1 protein-coding gene and 1 pseudogene are annotated in these 806 nt (G+C 65.6%); both read right to left on the reverse strand.

The features are described 5' to 3' along the window. Positions 1-199: pseudogene (locus tag EN955_RS34590) on the reverse strand (multidrug efflux MFS transporter); the annotation flags it as partial. 174 nt (positions 200-373) lie between these two features. Further along, positions 374-806 (reverse strand): sarcosine oxidase subunit gamma family protein (gene soxG, locus EN955_RS34595; RefSeq protein ID WP_127223581.1); only part of this gene is annotated, 433 nt, incomplete at its 5' end.

Here is an 806-nt window from a genome sequence, read left to right on the forward strand (position 1 = left end):
CATAGACGGTGATCAGCAGGCCGAGCTGGCTGGGCGGACGGCCGAGGCTTTCGCTGATGCCCGGCAGCGCGGTCACCACGACATTCTGGTCGAGGCTGGTCATGAACACGCCGCAGGCGACCGTCAGCGGCAGCAGGAGCAAGGCTCTGGCCGGCACATCGGCGCGGTCCGTGGCGCCGGCGGATAGTTCTGCGGTCATGGAGATGTTCGAACCAAACGAATGTGCCGACTCTTGAAGAAGGGATTTCATATCCCCTGTGCCGGTTGGGCGGCCGCGTTTTCGCACCATGGGCGCCTGCGGCCTGATTCTCTAGCGGCAGAAACGGCTGGCGTTGATGCCAGAAGCAGGAGCGATGCGACCGTTCGGCGCCGCCTATTGCACCTCGTAGCCGACTTCCTCGCTGGCGTGGCAGAGCGCCTTCCAGAACGAGCGTGCAAACGAGCGGAAGACATAGATGTCGAACTGGTCGGCGCCGGTGCGCTGGATCTGGGCGAAGACGTCGTGATGAGCGGTCGAGCGGCCGGCGCCATTGGGAAAGGCCGGCAGCGAAAAGTCGATGGCGAAGAATTTCGCCAGCACCCATTCGGCCTTCGGCCCGGCAATACGGATGGCGGTGCGGCCGTGCGAGAGATCGGTCACCGTGCCGATGGCCGAGGTCACCACCTTGGCAAAGGCAGCGGCCAGCCCTTCGGCCTCGTCGGCAACGGTGAACTTCCCCGGCGCGAAGCCGAACACCGACTTGACCCCGTCGTTCACTCCGCCGCCGGCGCCATCGGGAAGCGCCAGCCCGGTGACGGTGCGGATG

Source organism: Mesorhizobium sp. M7A.F.Ca.CA.001.04.2.1 (assembly GCF_003998485.1).
GTDB lineage: Bacteria > Pseudomonadota > Alphaproteobacteria > Rhizobiales > Rhizobiaceae > Mesorhizobium > Mesorhizobium ciceri.